Origin of the sequence: Enterobacter sp. RHBSTW-00994 (assembly GCF_013782625.1) — a bacterium.
GTDB lineage: Bacteria > Pseudomonadota > Gammaproteobacteria > Enterobacterales > Enterobacteriaceae > Enterobacter.
In genome coordinates this window covers 2,474,751-2,489,831 of record NZ_CP056199.1, presented here as the reverse complement: position 1 = coordinate 2,489,831, position 15,081 = coordinate 2,474,751, and the positions used below count along the sequence as shown (strand labels likewise).

Below are 15,081 nucleotides of genomic sequence, written 5' to 3'. Positions count from 1 at the left end.
TTTCGCCTGTCAGTTGTCCAGTCCCAGCCGTTGTGCATATTGAAATAGCTGAAAATCACTGGACGCACCCAGTTTACGCATCACGCTATTTTTCTGCGCGCTGATTGTTTGTTTGGTGCGATTGAGATGTTCACCAATTTGATTGACGGTCATGCCACGCAGCAATAGACGTGTCACTTCAATTTCACGCAATGTAAGCCGGAGTTGCGGTATTTCTGCAGGTATTGCCCCCTGCGTTGTGCCATGTAGTTTGTTTAATAATGTGGATGATAGGCTATTTTTACTCAGTACGGCCTTAACACCACAGCGGCGCAAACATGCCAGCAAATCTGGATTGGTGATCATGGTGATTACGACAATGGTGCTTTCAGGATAACGGCGGGTGAGTAATTGAATCATTGTTAAGCCATCAGGGTAACGATGACTGGGCATGCTCAGGTCGGTAATGATAATGTCTACAGGCGTCTGCGCCAGTTTGTCCATCATGTCATCGGCGTTGAGCGCTTCATGAATGATGCGATAACGATCGCTACGTGTTTGCAATAACGTACGTAATCCCAAAAGATAAACGGGATGATCATCAGCAATAAGAATGGTTTTTTGCATGGTATTCGATCAGGCGAGTCGCTTATTTTTTAATGAGAAGACCCTATTGAAAGGATTTACTCATCGGATATTCGTATGAATTAATAATGATATGGCAAAAATAGCCGCCTGTACAGGTGTAACAAATGAGGGGATCATGAATTGTTTTTCTGTTTATTAACAAAGACAGCGATGTGAAAATTTTGTGGGTAATACCTGATTGCGCAAACGCATGCCTGCGCAACTGGGATAGGGATGATAAGGATAAATAACGTGAAATTACTTGCGCAATGTTCTGGCGTTTTATATCGAAATTGCGTGATTCTCCAGGAACCTTCTGCAGGTCATAAGAAAAATCTTTACTGCTCGGTTGTTTTTAATATCGCCAATCATAATTTTGATGAATGATTCTTCATAAACTATTACGATAATATATCATAAGACAGTTCTCTGATCCGCTGTATTGTAATCTTATAGCAATGCCTGGGGCTCCATGGATAATAGATCATGTTGTCTAATTCAGGGAAGCAATGGAATGTATAAAATGAGAGCGGAGGAACATATGAATTGTAAGGGAAATACGCGTTACGATATCTTTACTCGAGTATTACACTGGTTAGTCGCCATCGTGATTATTTATGCAATGGCGATGGGTTATATTTTACACGCCATAGAAGGAACGCGATGGTTCAACTTTTTCTCCGTCTTAAATATGTCGTTAGGAACGATTGCAACACCTGTCATGATTGTGCGTTTTGTCTGGCGATTTTTTCGTAAATCTGTTCCCTATCCTGCATGGTTGGGCGTGCGTAAAAAACAAATTGTCGTATTTGTTCATGAGATTTTTTATCTTGCGATTTTCATTGTATTAATCAGTGGTTTTTTGATGTTGCAAAGTGATTATAATTTATTCGGCTTGGTTCATATTACGCATCCCGTGAAAACAGTAGAAGTTAACGAATTCTTTTTTAAGTTGCACCGTATTAGTTGTATTGTGCTAGGGGCTATTTTGTTGATACATGTCACTGCTGTAATTCATCATGTGAAAGGTGGTTCTCGTGATATTCTTCATCGTATGATTTAATGCCTGATAAAATATTCATGGTGGGCTCCGTTAATCAGATACGTTCGCCATGAATATATTGAATCAGAAGTAAGTCGCATGAAGTTATTCCTCTCTTCAGAGAAAACGCTTCGTCACGTTATCCTCATTTTGCCAGACAGTTTTTTCCTGCTGACGATCGTTCATACGCTTAAATCAAAGGCTAACATATCATATGGTTATTCTCTTTTTCACCCTCACGGGGGCTATTATTGGCAGTTTCTGTAATGTGGTGATTTATCGTTTACCCCTAATGCTTAACGGTGAAGAGTTCACTCTCTCGTGGCCGCCTTCCCACTGTCCTGGTTGCAGGCAGCGGATCAGAATTTGTCACAATATCCCCATTCTGGGCTGGCTCATGCTAATGGGACGTAGTGCGTGCTGCGGTCGGGCAATTTCCTGGCGTTATCTGACGGTTGAAATAACCATGGCACTATTGTTTACTATTATTATCTGGCAACAGGGAATAACATGGCAAAGCACTTTTGACTTGTTTGCTGTGGCAATGTTAATACCGCTTCTCTTTATCGACATTGATACAATGTTACTCCCTGATCGCTTGACATTACCTTTTTTGCTCCTTGCACTTGCCTTTTCGGCCAGTGGGCGATCTGTAGTGGAATTCCATCAGGCATTTATTGCCGCGATTTCTGGTTTTGGCATCCCCTGGTTTGTTGCTCGTATTTATAGTGGTTTATGCAGGAAGGAAGGTATGGGAATAGGGGATATGAAACTTTTTGCAGGCCTGGGGGCCTGGTTGGGACCTCAGGCGTTGTTGGATATTATATTATGGTCTTCAGTCTCAGCACTGCTGGTAGCTTTAGTTTTGCTGAAAACCAGGCCCAGCCAGCCATTTCCTTTCGGCCCTTATCCTGTGATCGCAGCAATTAGCTGGATGCTAATTCATTCCTCAATCATGTAAAAAAAACCGGACAGACCTCCTCCCTGTCCGGCATAAAAAATAGAGGGCGAATCGTATTGTTATTATTAAGCATTCTGAACGCTCCACCACAACGGGTGGAGCAGATCATTTACTGCAATTTCCAGAGTACACTCACACCGGGTACATTATTCTGTGAGATCCATTGGCTGGCTTTATATTCCTGCCCCTGATAGTTGACGACATTACCCATAACGTAAACCATCGTTGACTGCCACTCTACGGCAACCCGGTTATGATGCAATTTCCAGTCGCCACCTTTCCCGGGTTCACTTCTGGTCCAGTTTCGGGCGATATAGTTCACCCCGTTCCAGGTCACCGTATTTCCGGCTGTGTAGGTTTTACTGGCTTTCCATCCCTCGTAGTCACCCGTTTTGTCACTGTCATCGCTCGCCGTTATTTTTAGCGCTGAGGTGCGGGTTGCTTTACGTTCCCCATCAGAAGATTCTGCAACGACTTTTACCAGGTAGTCTCCGGCAGGCAAGCCCGTTTTTATACTGCCTCTGTTATCAATACCTCCGGAAACTTCAGTGCTATTCTTCAGCAGAGACCAAAGGTATGTGACTTCCCCTTTGTTGTTGTCAAAATTAGCCCTGGCACGATATTGACCGCCTTTATCCGCCGCAATACTGACTGGTCCAGTCGCAATAACTTCTGCTGCAAGTACGTTCACCTTCAGTATTGCTTTACCGACAGAACCTTTAGGACTGGTTCCTGATAGTTCAAATGTCGCCACGGTTCCACCCCGAACCCCGCCAGGTATGCGTATCTCGGTTTTCGCCTGATTGGCTGGGGCTGCAACGATACGACTATCGCCTGCGATACGTTTCCATTGCCAGTTTACTTCCGATTTGCTGCTACCGGTCACTGGATAGCCAGAAGTCGTGCTGAGAGTCGCAATGGGTTCAAGCGTATAACTATCAAGGACGATCACCGGCGTTTCTGCATTTTTCACAATTTCAACGGCGTAACCATAACTTTGGTCACTGAGGAAAACGTGATTCAGTCGCGGTTGCTGTTCGTTGAAAGTGATCGTTTCATCTGCGGTCTGCTGCCCAATTTGCAGTAAATTACTGTGCTCGCGATTCAGCAACTGCCCGAGTTCGACAATCCATTTATTGTTAGCAACATTCGCAGCGGAGATAGCGAGACTCACATCGACAATATTGTCGCCGCGTGTGCCCCCCATCAAACGAAAGCGAACTTGTTCGCCGACAGCCGGATTATCAGCCGTGGTGATGAAAGCACCTTTATCAACCCATCCGGAGACCTGATCGTCATCTCCTGTACCGTTTTCATCCGGGATTTCCGAACCATCACGGGTTTTGATATTCACATCACTACAGTTGTAGAAACCCTCACCGGCGGCGTCATAACGTTGCCAGCGGGTGAAAATAATCGCTTTTCCTGTTCGATCTGAGGGGATAGAGACATTGACGGTATGGGTTGAGCTGGCATCACCTGGCTCGATCTCGAAGCGTTTTAGTAGTTCAACATCATCCCATCCGAGTGCTTTTTTAGTGGGATCGACATTTTTTTTATTAATATAAAATTCAATAAATGAGGGGGCATGCCGTGCTGTGTAGTAATATTTCATGCCGACCTTACCACTGCTGTCTGGTTGCAATGTCGTCGTGGTCCAGTCAGATCGTGGCTGGTTGAAGCCTGAATATTCTGGGTGATTTCCGGTGCAAAGCATGCCGTCAGGTACTGCTTTTCGGGCATCCTGTTGACTGTGTGGCGCCATGGCAAAACCGGTATAACCATTCCAGTTATCAAAAGCAGCCTGTTTTGCGGAACTATTTTCCAGCGCAGCCCGACAAGCCGCACTCTTCATGGTAGCCGGAGTCCAGTGATTACCTTGTGATTTACATTCATACTGGCGTGCTTTGGGGAAATCCATTGCGCCATGTCCAAACACTGTTCCTGGTAATGAAGAGAAAAGGGAACTCCCAATTAAAATAGCGAGTATTCTTTTTTGTGGAAATAACATGAACATGTCTCCTTGTTCTAAATGTAGTAATTCTCAGAATTGCTTGACTGAAATATATCTATCTGTCATTAAAATATTAAGCAAGAATAACATTGGTGTTGTTAAACTTGGCTCGTTATTAATTAACTAGCGACAGTTATTATTGGACGCATTTTTTTCACGCCATGCGCCCCATTTACCTCCTGTTCCTGGTTCTTCTTGCATGACATCTACGTACCACTGGTTAAACCAAATATTCCCATTATGGGATACTGCAGTACATTTTATAGGGTAAGAATTCATACCGTCATAAGGTTCAATATTATCAAGCGGCTTTTCTGTTTTTGTAATGGTGACGGTTATTTCATCATGCGAAACCTGACCATCTTTACCTTTTACGGTAAGGAGATAAGTTACCTTTCCTTCAGTATTCGCGGGAATAAAGGCAAAGGCTTTTGGACCGTTTACTTTCTTAACAGCATGGCCTCCTTGTTTCTCTTGTAACCAGAAGATGCCGCTTCCTTCAGCGATCGTCCATGTATATGACAAAGCATTTTGACTTGCGCTGGCATCAAGTGGCCAGGCGTGGGCAATATCGGTGGTTCCCTCGACGGTAAAGTCAGCACCCGCATCCGCGACGGGGGCTGCTGGGCGATCATCCTCGTCGCTAAGCGCAAGAATTTTGGCGACAGCTTTTTCCATATCAGGTTGCGTACCAACACGTGATGAATCCCCCATCGCCAGCGGAGTACCTGTCTGTTGCAAAATTTCACGCATTTTTGCCGGTGTCACATGGATATTATGCGCTTTAGCAATAGACGATAAACTGGCGACAACTCCCGCAATAATCGGATTCGCTGAAGATGTTCCGGCAAAAGAGGCGGTATATTCCATGTTTTTCGCGTTATATAAATCGCCCGTACCCGTTGTCACGACGTCCCAGCACCCCCACGCAGAACTGGTTACACGTGAACCGTAAGTACTGAAGTACGCTTTTTTTCCCTCTTTTGCGCAGAAGGCGCCAGCAATAATTGCGCCGGAGTCGCGTTTATTAACGTCAAACTTACCTTTAAACGCCGGATGGTCTAGATTAACGTTACCATTTCCTGCAGCTTCAATAACGTATACACCTTTGTCTGTCAGCGCCTTAATGAGATCGTAATAATCTGGAGCATTTTCCTGTGGAACAAAGCAACTTGTTTTACACCCTGTAATCTCACCGCCACCCGTCTGCATACCCATTTGTACAACATCGCCTGCTTTTAGACGGGGGATCATGTTATAGAGGTTATTAGCTTGCCAACTGGTAAAACCAATGCGACTTCTTGTCGTAAGACCTCTGACGCCTGTTCCAATGTCTTTTGCTGCCATGATACCGACTGAACTGGTGTCATGATCATCGGTTCGGTGGTATTTGTTGCCTTCATGAAAACTGATTTCAGGTAAATTGACATGTTGCTCATTCCAGGGTTCATTCTCCATGGAAACAATAGATATTCCGTCCCCCTCATTACCATTGTACTGGTAAGCAGCATCACGGTTTACCCCTCCCATATAATAGCCTGGACGTTTATCATCCGGAGATTTCATATAATCCTGTAGTTGGCGGAAGTCTGGAATAATGCCATTTTCATCATGAGAGAATGAATAACTTAAATTGTTATTGGCATTGTGTTTTTCATTGTTGAAAAACTCTAAGGACGCTGGTTGTATTTCAGGATAAATAATTTCGATATCTGGATTTTTGTTAAGTTCATTGATGATGTTGTTAATATATCTAATGTCGTGACTTTTACTTGACGGTAACGTAATACGCTGATAACGATCAAATCCGTATTTTTGGTTTAGCTCAGTAAGTTCCGTTAATTCGGTACTACGTAAACGATTAGGGTGGAACAACGGCTTGTTCGTTAAGGTAGAATCATTAAGGAGTTGTTGTGAATTTGATTTTAATAATGATGGGATAGCTTTGAATTTTATAATAACGGAAAGGTAAGTGTTTCCTTCTCTGGCATAGTCGTTGACAGTGGCATGCGCAGAAAAAGAAACTGCAGTACAGACAAAGAGTGCCAGTAACGTTTTTTTCATGATCACAAAGTCCCTAAAATATAATTAATATTCCAAAATGTTACAGAATCAATAATATTCTAATGAATAAAAGAATAAATGAGACAAGCTATACGTAGAGGGAGGAATATTCTACAGGCTTATCAGAAATATCTATAAATAATGTTTGTGAATAGTTGGCAGGTTTTCCCTGCTGGCCGAGAGCAGTCTTAGGGTGAAGCACACAAGACAAGTAATATTATTCAGACAATTATTACCGACAAACGGTAGGTAGCGGGGCAAGGGGATCCCCCTCAACCTGAAATGCCCAGTCGCGATAACGGGTCGCTTTTTTAAATTTTTCGCTATCGCTCAGGAATCCACTTTTCCGCCGTGGGATACCTGTACCCAGACTGTATACGCCAATCCAGCGCCCCTTTGCATCGTAGATCATGCCCCACGTTTTTTTTCCGGTGAGTGGATCAGGGTAAAACTGGCGTAAGTGGTAAGAGGGGGTCAGACCGCGTTTGTCGATCAGTAGTTGTTCGAAGCTGACGGGAAAACAGCCGGAGACGCCACTTTTTTCCCGGTACGACGCGATTGCTGAACGGATTTGTTCCCCCCGGAACAGTAATTCGCTCTCTTGCTGTGCGCGGAAAGACATCTCTTGTCCTTCCCTGGATTTCAGCAGAAATACAGACATTACGGTAAGTACAATGAGTAACAACAGATAGGTAAAACCCTGCTGATGTTCAGTATTCAGACTCATCATTTTCTGCCTGTGTGCGCGGTGAGGGAGCTTTGACATCAATAATTTGCCCTGTGTCGTCTGTTATGACTTGCCAGTCATCGCGCTTATTGCTGACTGGATCCAGCGGTAATTGCCTGAGGTAGCCAGCATCAACTAATTCATCGAGGTGATTGGGGCCCTCTGCGCGATCGCGTCGGAAGTAATCGAGAGCCTGACGAAGGGTCTGCAGGTTGTGTTCAAGCACCACTTTCTTCGCCTTGTCCACTTGTGGGAAAAAACGCGGGGCGACCAGGGTCAATAATGTTGCAATGATCGCCATGACGACCAGCAATTCAATCAGGGTAAAACCCTTTTCACCACTGCGCATAAGGGATCCCGTTTAAGCCGCTGTCATTATTACTACTGCTGACATCAAAGAGATCTTTCCCACCGTCGAATTCCCCCGATGCCTGTGTGGACGAACGGACACGCCAGGTCTGGTCAGCAGGCCGGGAAGCACAATCGCACATCGGATCACGTGGGATCCGACGCAGAAAATAGAGTTGGCTATGGTTCGGTGATGTTTCATCAGGAACGCCTTCAACCAGACTCTTAAGGGAGGGGGGATAACCCGATTCTGTAGTTTTCTTCTCAATGCGTCCTTCGCTACTCGCTTGTTTATAGCGGTCAATAGCGCTGCGAATATCGCGCAACGCTTCCCGAAGCTGCTCTTCTTTTTGACGCTGTTGGTAGCGTTGCACCAGTGGCGCAACGGCGGCGGCCAGCGTACTGAGCAGCACTAATGTCACCATCATTTCGATTAGCGTAAACCCATTCTTCTTCATCGGCTCACTCCGTTATTTGAGGGAGAGGATCCAGCGTTGGCGGCGGTAATACCGCGGTTCTTGCGGGAAGTTGAGCGGGGGGCGCAAGCGGTGGGGCACTGAAGTTTTGCTTCGTATCATCATGGTCAGCGTCATGTAACTGAATGTTGTCCCCGGTAACCTCATCGCTGCCGATGTCAATGGTGCTGATATGGCTTCCCGGAAGGTCGAGGTTGCGTTCAATTGTGGGTGTAATCAGAAGAATGACTTCTGTACGCTGGTTATTGTCTGATTTACTGCTAAAAAGTCGCCCCAGACCGGGAATATCGCTGAGTAATGGAACACCGCTGTGTGAACGGGTTTCATCCTGTTTTATCAGGCCAGCCAGCATTTGTGTTTCTCCATTCATACTGCTGAGCGTGGTGTTGGCTTCACGCTTATTTGTGCGGTAATAAACCGTTCCTTTTTCACCTTTTTCTGGCGCACCAAGGCTGCTAAGTTTGAACTTAACATCCATGGAAATATTGTCATCCATACTGACTTCCGGTATGACCTCCAGCTTCAGTCCGACATCCTGATATTCAACTTTTTGCTGGGAGATTCCATCGGACACATTACTGGTTAATACCGGAATAGTTTCCCCGATTTCGATGATCGCTTTTTTATTATTTTTGACCCGGATCCGTGGGTTGGCGAGCACTTTGGCATTCGCCAATACTTTTTTTAGATCAAGAGAAAGGTTATCAGTATTCACAAGGATATGGCTGGAATTAATGTTATTCAAAGGAATACTGCCAGCTTCACTTTTTTCACCGTCAATTTTGCCAAAGCCCATGCTGATTTTTTGCGGCATATTGATCCCCAGTGCCTCAATGTCGCTTGAATTAACCTCGAGAACTTCGACAGCCAGCGTCACTTCAGCTTCGGGGCGATCAAGGGTCATTAGCAGTCGTTCTGCGCGCTCGACATTTTCTTTCGGTCCACGTAGCGTGATGGAATTAGTGCGCTCATCAACGTGGATGTCCTTAACCTTGATCATGTTGCGCAGAGCAACATTGGTCTCTTTGGCTCTGGCATAACCCAGAAAAATCGTTTTTACGACAATGTCACGATAGAGTTTCTCTTTTTGCTGTGTGGCGGGATAAATTAATAACGTATTTTTGTTGAGTACTTTTCTGCGCAGATTGTTGGAAATTAACAGGAGATTTATCGCATCTTCTGCAGTGGTATGTTTGGCGATCAGACTGGCGCTACTGTCCGGAACATCTTTATCAAAAATGAAATTAACGCCCGTTAACTGGCTGATGGTATTGAAAATAGCGAAGATACTGTGCTGTCGAAAATTGACGGAGACCGCTTTTTGCAATTCGCGTTTAAGATGGGTTTCCGGTTGATTAAATACTGCAGCTTCGCGCAGTAAATGGTCGCGTAAGGCACGTGCCTGTGGCCAGTTAGGATCTTCTTCAATAACTTTCTGAATAGTGTCTAACGCCTGCTCGGGATCATGATGACTTTCAGAAACCGCTTCACGATACAGGGTTTCCAGTGCGTAGCGGGCATCAAGTTTGCGGAGCCCTTGCTGTGCCCGCAGGTTACCGGGTTCCCAGCGCAATACGCTACGCCACATGTCTGCGGCACGGGTGTAATTATTCTGCTTACTGGCCTGTTCGGCCTTTCGCAGATAGTCGTTAACCAGATTCTTTATCAAAAGCGCCTGTTCAGCGCGCAGTTCAATACTCTGCGGACGGGTGGTACGAGCTTGATCAATCTCATTTAAGCGTTTGATTATCGCCTGGGGCGTATCTGACCGAACCGGTTCGGGTGGGGCAATATTCTTTTGTGCACATCCCCCCAGGAGCGTACATGATAATGTGAAGGCGAGAGTATTTTTCAGGTTCATCTACTGTGTCGGTTCCGATTGTAAATCACTAATTTCCAGATGCTGTGACGTATGAGTGAGTTGCCATTCAAACAACAGGTCATCTTTATTTACCGCTTTCAGCTTCCAGCCTTCGACAGGCTCATTGCCAATCCAGATGGCGTTTTCCGCGCGGCAGTGATGACAGACAGGCCAGGTATCTCGACCATCAGTCAATAAAATGATCCGCTGGTGTCCTTCCCACCAGATGCCCAGCAGTGAAAGGGGAAGTGCGGGTGTTATGTGTTGTGGAGGGGGCGGTTCAGCCTTTGCCTGAGTTGTCGCGGGATTTTCTTTGTCTGCATGAGATAACGCGAAGAGATCTTTGTGTACAGCCATTACCGAATCTGCTGATTTTCGATGTGCAGTAGGCTGGTTGTGGGCCGGAGCAACGGGACGAACTGGGGCATCATCACGCTCATCACCGGAAACCACGCTCCAGATAACGGATGCGAGAGTCAGTGCCAAAGTCACCTGGAGATAACGTGGGACGATCATTGCCCCTCCTTACGAAGCCGGATGCGCAGGGTTATCGCGAGGGAGGTTCCCTGAGGAGCAGTGCGTTGCAGCGTGATATTTTCGATATCAATTGGCAACGATTCCTGCAGTTGCCAAAGTGTGTCCACGAGCGGGAGGTATTCGCCTTCAGCGGGAATATCCAGCACCAGAGATTCCGCACCGGCTTTTTCATCCCGTTGATATTGGCTGGCCCGAATCCGTAGATGATGCTCCTGGAGTTGGTCAAACAGAATATTGACTTGTTGATACTCGCTGGTAGTGACATGTGTTTTGAGATCGGGGTGCAGACGCTCGACTGGCAGCATCTTTTTCAATTGTGCATGGATGTCGGACAGGGTTTTATACTGCGCAGCAGTAGATGGAACCATGACGGAAAGCCAAAAAATGACCAGTACGCAGGGTAGCAGACACAGGAATAAGGGTATCCGGCCGCAACGTTCTGTTAATTCGGCGACGCGCCAACGGATCAATGGAATATTAATGCGCACGGACATCTGCTTTCTCCGCGTCAAAATGTAATGTGACCGCGGCTGTGAGTGGCCAGAGAGGATTGTCGTCAGCGGATTGTTGATGATTTTCCAGCGTGACCGTTGCCAGTGACTGTAAATGCGCGGTGAACGTCAGAAGCGATGTGAGCGATGTCGCTTTTACACTGAGTCTCATCTCTTTTTTTTTCGCATCCACATCGATGGCTGACAGGGAAATCTCTGACGTCAAAACCGAGCCAAGACGATCGAGCATAATCAGCGCCCAGGGTCTATTGTGTTGAAACGGCGATTTTTGTGGCCGGGCATGTAGCCATTGTTGATGAAGGCGTTGCTGAGTTGTGAGTTGCCGCTGAGCAAGATCAAGTTGCATGCTGATATCTCGCTGAGTCAGCTTTTCATTGATGATAAACCCTATAAGTGGAAGGGATAACAGCAGGATACCGAGAAGCGTCCTGTTCGCCCACCGAGCTTGTACAGAAAAGAGTGGTGTCATTCGTGCAGGCCTGATAAATGAGTGATGATGGGTTTATCTTCTGGCATATCAAGGAGATAGCAGGGGCAATTTTTCATTCCACTAAGTTGAGAGATAATCTCGAGCTTCGCCGTGCGCGTCGGGTTGGGCAGATTAAGCGTACAGGCATCCAGCCAGTTGTTTTCTCGCCGAATGGCAATCCGTGTGTGCTGTTGACTCAGGCAAACGAACAGAGCCATTTCGGGTAACGCTTTCTTGTACGGCTGCAAAAGTAACTGAAAGGGCGTAATCACACCGGAAAAACGCAAACGCAAACGACGTGCGACAGCGATGAGCGTCTGCCAGCAGCGTTGTTGCAGGCTCGCGACCAGTGCCGTACGCTGCCAGGCATAGGCTTCTAATTGCAATATTTGATCGACATCGGGATGCGCATTCTGCGAGAAGCGTTCTGCAACCCGATAGTGAGCAAGGCGACGTAACTCAGTCGGTGAGGCGATTCCGTCCTGCCAGGGTTGAACCAGAAAGGTAATCTCCTGAGTATCCAGATAAAACGCGACCGCATCGCGCCAGGGAATGGCCGGTGCATATTGTTCCAGTACTGTGGAGAGAGACATTTCCAGCGTTTCGCCAACAAGTCGGGTATGTGTGGTAAGAGTCTGGCTGTTTCTGCGGATCCGAATCATGTGTGGCCAGATATCGCATTGCCAGATGTTAATGTGCAATAACACGGGTAATCTCCTCCCAGGTGGTTTGTCCTTCCAGTACTGCTCGCAAAGCAACAACCGTCAGCGGCACAAAGCCACTATTGAGTGCAACCTCCCGCAACTGGCGCAAAGATACCCGGGCCAGCATCGCTTCTTTGATTGCATCGTTGAAATGAAGGACTTCAGCAAGCGCCAGCCTTCCGCGATAGCCACTTTGGCGACAGGCCTCGCAGCCCATTCCTTTGTGGCAGCGTATGGGGAGATGATGGAGAGGGCTCGCCTTCCAGGCTTCTGTGACCGTGTTCTCAGGGGCAACCGGAATAGCGCAGTCAGGACATACTCGTCGCACCAGACGCTGCGCGACGACGCCGTTTAATGCGGTAATCAGGCTGGCGGATTCCACCTGCATATACAGAAAACGTTCAAGTACGCTAAACGCATCGTTGGCATGAACGGATGAGAGAACGGCGTGCCCGGTCAGTGCGGCCTGAACGGCAATACCTGCCGTCTCGCTGTCACGAATTTCTCCAACCAGAATGATGTCAGGATCGTGGCGAAGAATCGCACGTAGCCCACGAGCGAATGTCAGTCCCTTCTTGTCGTTGACCGGGATTTGCAGAACGCCATTGAGCTGGTACTCCACCGGGTCTTCAATGGTGATGATTTTACTTTCACCCTTATTGAGCTCACTGAGCGCTGAATAGAGGGTGGTGGATTTTCCGCTCCCCGTAGGCCCGGTAACCAGAACCATACCGTGAGGCAACTGAGTCAGCTGGCGAATAGCGCGTTGTGTATGGTCATCAAAGCCCAGCATTTCAAGGCGCAAATTTTGATCGTGGGATTTATCCAGGACGCGCAGTACCGCATCTTCGCCATGCACACTGGGCATGATGGAGACACGAAAATCCACAGGTCGTTGTAAAATAATGGCTTTGAAGCGTCCATCTTGTGGGATCCTTCGCTCAGAAATATCCAGGCAACTCAGAACTTTGATTCGCGAGATGACCTGTTCTGCATGTTGAATGCCTGGGCAAAAGCGAATACTTTGCAGCACGCCGTCGATCCGGTATTTCACCACTAATCCATCAGAGACTGCAGAGAGGTGGATATCGCTGGCGCGGCTTTGTAAGGCGTCGAAGAGTGTGGCGTTGACCAGCTTAACGACGGCGTGAGGCTCGCTGTTAATGGAGGCGGGCGTAATTTCAAGCCATTTTATCTCTGCGCTGTCGTCACTTTGCAGTTGTTCTAATTGATCGAGGGTTCGTTGCTGTTTTGCCAATACCTGCAAACGGGCGTTGAGGGCTGCTAATGGCATTAATGCGGGCAAGGCATTGACACTCCAGGCCCACTGACGGATTGCCAGAGAGAAGGGGTCGGCCAGCGCGATATAGCATTTGCCCGCGAGCAGAAAAGGCAGAACGCGCTGATTCAGTGCAACTGTCAGTGGAATTTGCTTAAAGTATTCATTTTCCTCAGTGCAGTCAGAAGCAGACAGCGGCGTGAGCCCCAGTCTCTGCGCAACACACTCAAGAGTGAGCGGTGCATGTTCCAGCCATTCGGTCAGTTTTTCGCAGCGTGCTTCGGGCAGGTACGTTTCTAACTGATACATAAACTCAGCGAGTGAATCGGTCATTACTGCACCCCTTCAGCAAGTTCAAAAATAGGCATATACAGCAGAAAAACCACCAGGCCTACGAGGCCACCGACGATCATCATCAGTACGGGTTCAAAGATTTTGCTGAATTTCTCGATCGCTCTGTCGAGGGCGTCGTCATAAAACGCGGCGATGCGTTCGCACATGGTCGCAAGCTCGCCGCCACGTTCGCCAACGTGTAACAGGCGGGCCGCGACTGGCGTGGTCATGTTGTGCTGTACAAGCGTTTGGCAGAATGATTCACCCGCACTGACATCACGGATCACCGCTTCGAGGTGCTGCTGGTAGCTGTGAGGTAAAATTTCGCGGCCTAACGCCAGCGCCACAGGGACGGCAAGCCCGCCTTGTAGCAGCAGGCCGAGAGTGCGATAGAAACGAACCAGCACAGAAAGATGATGCTGTTGGCGAAGTTGTGGGATAGCCAACACGATGTTCATCACGCCCTGACGAAAGTGCGCAGAACGCACCGCCATTGCGATGGCAAAAATGGTTATGCCGCAGCCGGTGAGCAATAGCGTTCCGTGCGTTTGCGTGAGTTTTCCCCACCACATAATTAAACGGGCGCTGTCGGAAGGATGCTTCATACCTTCGAATACCACGGAGAAGCGGGGAATGATGAAGCCGAGTAAAAAGAACATTATGACACCGCCAGCCGAGAGGACGATCATTGGATAAAGCAGTGTCGACTTCACCCGTTTTCGTAATTCCTCCATCCGGGACTCATAGAACTGAAAGCGTGACAACGCGGTGGACAGGTGTCCGGTTTGTTCTGATGAGGCGACCGTATTAATGAGTAGCGGTGGAAAAATTGTCGGCAGGGCGCTCATTGCCTGCGACAATTGCGCACCTTCATAAAGTTTCTGGGTTAGCGTGGTCAAAACAAGGTGCGACATTTTATCTCTTTGGCTGTCCCGGAGTGCTTCTATGGCTTCAATGACCACCAGTCCGGCTTCAAGTAATGCAATCAGTTCTTGCAAAAAAAGAGAAAGGGGAAAGCATTTTTCGCGTTGTGTCGGCGTCTCTATAATCTTCAGAATAACAACGCCTTTTCCTGTTACACGAAACATGGCTTCCTGCGCAGAGGTCGCCATATAAGATTTTGTTACGCGCTTTCCATTTTCAAGAGA

The 15,081-nt window shown here is 47.3% G+C and carries 15 protein-coding genes; 2 read left to right on the top strand and 13 right to left on the bottom strand.

What is annotated here, in order from left to right:
* Positions 1-9 precede the first annotated feature (9 nt).
* A complete protein-coding gene (locus HV346_RS11940; RefSeq protein ID WP_181619568.1) occupies positions 10-606 on the bottom strand; it encodes a response regulator transcription factor in 597 nt (198 codons plus the stop codon).
* 514 nt (positions 607-1,120) lie between these two features.
* Between HV346_RS11940 and HV346_RS11935 the strand changes: the two genes are divergently transcribed.
* Positions 1,121-1,669: a cytochrome b/b6 domain-containing protein gene (locus tag HV346_RS11935; RefSeq protein WP_249415079.1), complete on the top strand. Its 549-nt coding sequence runs from the start codon at positions 1,121-1,123 to the stop codon at positions 1,667-1,669.
* A gap of 193 nt (positions 1,670-1,862) precedes the next feature.
* Positions 1,863-2,609: an A24 family peptidase gene (locus HV346_RS11930; protein WP_181619567.1), complete on the top strand. Its 747-nt coding sequence runs from the start codon at positions 1,863-1,865 to the stop codon at positions 2,607-2,609.
* A 109-nt stretch (positions 2,610-2,718) separates the two neighbouring features.
* On the opposite strand, the gene HV346_RS11925 is transcribed toward HV346_RS11930, so the two are convergent.
* The 12 genes from HV346_RS11925 to HV346_RS11870 all read right to left on the bottom strand — a co-directional run bounded on the left by HV346_RS11925 (position 2,719) and on the right by HV346_RS11870 (position 15,021).
* Entirely contained in the window at positions 2,719-4,530 is a 1,812-nt protein-coding gene (locus HV346_RS11925) for a lytic polysaccharide monooxygenase (RefSeq protein ID WP_181619566.1), read from the bottom strand.
* Positions 4,531-4,746: 216 nt separating this feature from the next.
* Complete coding sequence (locus HV346_RS11920) at positions 4,747-6,687, bottom strand: S8 family serine peptidase (protein WP_181619565.1); 1,941 nt, start codon at positions 6,685-6,687, stop codon at positions 4,747-4,749.
* Positions 6,688-6,919: 232 nt separating this feature from the next.
* Positions 6,920-7,417, bottom strand: coding sequence for a type II secretion system protein (locus tag HV346_RS11915; RefSeq protein WP_181619564.1), 498 nt, complete (start codon positions 7,415-7,417; stop codon positions 6,920-6,922).
* A complete protein-coding gene (locus HV346_RS11910) occupies positions 7,398-7,763 on the bottom strand; it encodes a prepilin-type N-terminal cleavage/methylation domain-containing protein (protein ID WP_181619563.1) in 366 nt (121 codons plus the stop codon). Before HV346_RS11910 ends, HV346_RS11915 begins: the two co-directional genes overlap by 20 nt.
* Positions 7,750-8,220, bottom strand: coding sequence for a type II secretion system protein (locus HV346_RS11905; protein ID WP_181619562.1), 471 nt, complete (start codon positions 8,218-8,220; stop codon positions 7,750-7,752). Before HV346_RS11905 ends, HV346_RS11910 begins: the two co-directional genes overlap by 14 nt.
* Positions 8,221-8,224: 4 nt before the next feature.
* Positions 8,225-9,907, bottom strand: coding sequence for a secretin N-terminal domain-containing protein (locus HV346_RS11900; RefSeq protein WP_181619561.1), 1,683 nt, complete (start codon positions 9,905-9,907; stop codon positions 8,225-8,227).
* Positions 9,908-10,099: 192 nt separating this feature from the next.
* The gene (locus HV346_RS11895; RefSeq protein WP_181619560.1) at positions 10,100-10,615 is read right to left on the bottom strand and encodes a hypothetical protein; all 516 of its coding nucleotides are present in this window, start codon (positions 10,613-10,615) and stop codon (positions 10,100-10,102) included.
* Positions 10,612-11,130: a hypothetical protein gene (locus tag HV346_RS11890; RefSeq protein ID WP_181619559.1), complete on the bottom strand. Its 519-nt coding sequence runs from the start codon at positions 11,128-11,130 to the stop codon at positions 10,612-10,614. The genes HV346_RS11895 and HV346_RS11890 overlap by 4 nt, the downstream gene beginning before the upstream one ends.
* On the bottom strand, positions 11,114-11,617 hold the full coding sequence (locus HV346_RS11885) for a hypothetical protein (protein ID WP_181619558.1): 504 nt from the start codon (positions 11,615-11,617) through the stop codon (positions 11,114-11,116). Before HV346_RS11885 ends, HV346_RS11890 begins: the two co-directional genes overlap by 17 nt.
* A complete protein-coding gene (locus HV346_RS11880; RefSeq protein ID WP_181619557.1) occupies positions 11,614-12,324 on the bottom strand; it encodes a hypothetical protein in 711 nt (236 codons plus the stop codon). Before HV346_RS11880 ends, HV346_RS11885 begins: the two co-directional genes overlap by 4 nt.
* Entirely contained in the window at positions 12,308-13,933 is a 1,626-nt protein-coding gene (locus HV346_RS11875; protein ID WP_220131471.1) for a GspE/PulE family protein, read from the bottom strand. Before HV346_RS11875 ends, HV346_RS11880 begins: the two co-directional genes overlap by 17 nt.
* Positions 13,933-15,021: a type II secretion system F family protein gene (locus tag HV346_RS11870; protein WP_249415078.1), complete on the bottom strand. Its 1,089-nt coding sequence runs from the start codon at positions 15,019-15,021 to the stop codon at positions 13,933-13,935. Before HV346_RS11870 ends, HV346_RS11875 begins: the two co-directional genes overlap by 1 nt.
* Positions 15,022-15,081: the final 60 nt, after the last annotated feature.

Coding starts and splice junctions, on each gene's coding strand:
- HV346_RS11925 (WP_181619566.1), bottom strand. CDS start 4,530: ATGGATTTCCCCAAAGCACGCCAGTATGAATGTAAATCACAAGGTAAT.
- HV346_RS11930 (WP_181619567.1), top strand. CDS start 1,863: ATGGTTATTCTCTTTTTCACCCTCACGGGGGCTATTATTGGCAGTTTC.
- HV346_RS11920 (WP_181619565.1), bottom strand. CDS start 6,687: ATGAAAAAAACGTTACTGGCACTCTTTGTCTGTACTGCAGTTTCTTTT.
- HV346_RS11890 (WP_181619559.1), bottom strand. CDS start 11,130: ATGTCCGTGCGCATTAATATTCCATTGATCCGTTGGCGCGTCGCCGAA.
- HV346_RS11895 (WP_181619560.1), bottom strand. CDS start 10,615: ATGATCGTCCCACGTTATCTCCAGGTGACTTTGGCACTGACTCTCGCA.
- HV346_RS11885 (WP_181619558.1), bottom strand. CDS start 11,617: ATGACACCACTCTTTTCTGTACAAGCTCGGTGGGCGAACAGGACGCTT.
- HV346_RS11875 (WP_220131471.1), bottom strand. CDS start 13,933: ATGACCGATTCACTCGCTGAGTTTATGTATCAGTTAGAAACGTACCTG.
- HV346_RS11910 (WP_181619563.1), bottom strand. CDS start 7,763: ATGCGCAGTGGTGAAAAGGGTTTTACCCTGATTGAATTGCTGGTCGTC.
- HV346_RS11940 (WP_181619568.1), bottom strand. CDS start 606: ATGCAAAAAACCATTCTTATTGCTGATGATCATCCCGTTTATCTTTTG.
- HV346_RS11935 (WP_249415079.1), top strand. CDS start 1,121: ATGTATAAAATGAGAGCGGAGGAACATATGAATTGTAAGGGAAATACG.
- HV346_RS11870 (WP_249415078.1), bottom strand. CDS start 15,021: ATGTTTCGTGTAACAGGAAAAGGCGTTGTTATTCTGAAGATTATAGAG.
- HV346_RS11905 (WP_181619562.1), bottom strand. CDS start 8,220: ATGAAGAAGAATGGGTTTACGCTAATCGAAATGATGGTGACATTAGTG.
- HV346_RS11915 (WP_181619564.1), bottom strand. CDS start 7,417: ATGATGAGTCTGAATACTGAACATCAGCAGGGTTTTACCTATCTGTTG.